This window comes from Corallococcus sp. 4LFB (assembly GCF_046520365.1).
Taxonomy (GTDB): domain Bacteria; phylum Myxococcota; class Myxococcia; order Myxococcales; family Myxococcaceae; genus Corallococcus; species Corallococcus caeni.
The window spans coordinates 1-1,678 of sequence record NZ_JBKGHJ010000929.1 but is presented as its reverse complement, the minus strand read 5'-3'; the positions used below and the strand labels follow the sequence as shown (position 1 = coordinate 1,678).

The following is a 1,678-nucleotide window of genomic DNA, read 5'->3' as shown; positions in this document are numbered from 1 at the left end:
CGCGCACGCCGCCATCCACAGCACCAGCGCACAGAACGTCAGGCTTTTCCTCATGGCGGAAAAACCTACTCATCTTCAACACCTGCTTACGAGTGCGTTTCCACGACGGTGGTAGCGTCATCCCATGGGCTTCTGGAAGAAGCTATTCAGGAAAAGGACAGACACAGGCGGCGGAGAGAAGCGTCGGGTGACTTCGAAGGTCATCTCTCTACTACCGCCAGACCGGGTCCTGGCCGGAGGACTCCCGCCCCACGCGATCGCGGGGACGTTGCACAGCCCTCCCGAAGGGCCTGCCACCTTCGAGGAGAACCCAGCCTTCGTGGCGCTTCTCCATCAGGTCGTCCGCGAGTGCGCGCCGACCGATCCAGGAGCCCAGGCGGAGGCACAACGCATCGGCAATGGATGGCTCTACATCGTGGATCAACGACGGCCTCCGGGTGAGGAGCGCGTCCCTCCAGAGGACATCATCGGCTATTTCGCCGTCCAGTCAGGGCGAGTCACCGCCGAGGGGTATACGCCCAACGCCGGCTACCGCGTCTTCTCGCGCCTCGGGCTCGTGCGTCTTCCTGGAATGCTCCAGGATGTGCTTGTCACACGAGCAGCTGAAGACGTCCGAGGATGACCAAGGGCTTCAGGAACGCACGAGCAGCTGACGGAACTGGATGCCCGTCCATCCGCCCTGCTCCACCGCGTCCTTGAAGCGGTCCGTGCCGATGATCATGGTGCTGAAGTTGTCCAAGCGGAACAGGTCCCTGTCCGTGGGCAACGAAGCACCATCGAGGATGGGATCCTCCGGACGGCGGAAGCCCTGCCGCCCACAGGTGGGACAGGGCGGCTCCAGGTTGGAAGGAAGGCAGTCACGGTGCAGCAGGCCGCGCGGTTCGATCTGGAGCTCGAGGATGTCCGGAGGCGTCTTCTGCCGGAACCGCAGCTCCGTCTTGCAGCCCAGCAGTCCACGGATGCCCGCTGCCTGGAGGCCGTCGAGCGTGTCGCGGCGGATGAGCATGAGGGATGTTCCCTGCCAGGTGAACGGTCCGAACTGACCAGAGGCCTGACCTGTGAGCGGACCGAAGCTTGTCCCGGGAGGGAGCGATGCATCCGGTGGCACCAGTGGGCGCACCAGTTCCCGGAGACGGACAAACTCGTGAAACGGCTCGGGCCGGGGCTCCTCGAATTCCCGATGCTCGGGGATGAGTGAAAGATCCACGGCGGGGTACTGACGTCCTGATGTGCTCCACGTCAGGCCGCACCCAGGGCAATCCTTGAGGCCAGGAAGTCCCCACCTGTGTGTGGCATCAAAGTCCCCGCTATAGCGGGAGGTGGCTGCTTCGTCGTCGCGCAACCAGAAGAAGTGGGTCATGGACCGTCAAGCCTCGGGGGATGAAGGCTCAGTTGTACTGCTGGATGGGGCCACCCAGGAGCTGGAAGCGATAGATCAATTCCCCGGCATGCTTGAAGATTTCTTGAGGCGGAGCGAGGTCGTTCGCGCTCTTGAACTCGCGCCAGGCCTTGTTCCACAAGCCACCGCTGGAACCGCCACTGTGAATGCGTCGGTGGACATGCACGGGAATGGGGATCGTGTACTGGTGGATGTCGATACCCTTCCGATTGAACCACTCAGCGAGGTCCCGCGCCTGCGGGAAGATGTGGTGCTTCTCGAACCTCCCCGCCGGTAGCT

3 protein-coding genes are annotated in these 1,678 nt (G+C 63.1%); 1 reads left to right on the top strand and 2 read right to left on the bottom strand.

Annotated features, from left to right (window positions below; genetic code table 11):
* The first annotated feature begins 124 nt into the window (after nt 1-124).
* Complete coding sequence (locus tag ACLEQD_RS42890; RefSeq protein ID WP_410391723.1) at nt 125-622, top strand: hypothetical protein; 498 nt, start codon at nt 125-127, stop codon at nt 620-622.
* A gap of 9 nt (nt 623-631) precedes the next feature.
* Here ACLEQD_RS42890 and ACLEQD_RS42885 read toward each other — a convergent pair whose 3' ends face one another.
* Nucleotides 632-1,360: a double-CXXCG motif protein gene (locus tag ACLEQD_RS42885; RefSeq protein ID WP_410391722.1), complete on the bottom strand. Its 729-nt coding sequence runs from the start codon at nt 1,358-1,360 to the stop codon at nt 632-634.
* Between the two features lie 28 nt (nt 1,361-1,388).
* Nucleotides 1,389-1,678: TIGR02269 family lipoprotein (locus tag ACLEQD_RS42880; protein WP_410391721.1), on the bottom strand; the 290-nt coding region annotated here is incomplete at its 5' end.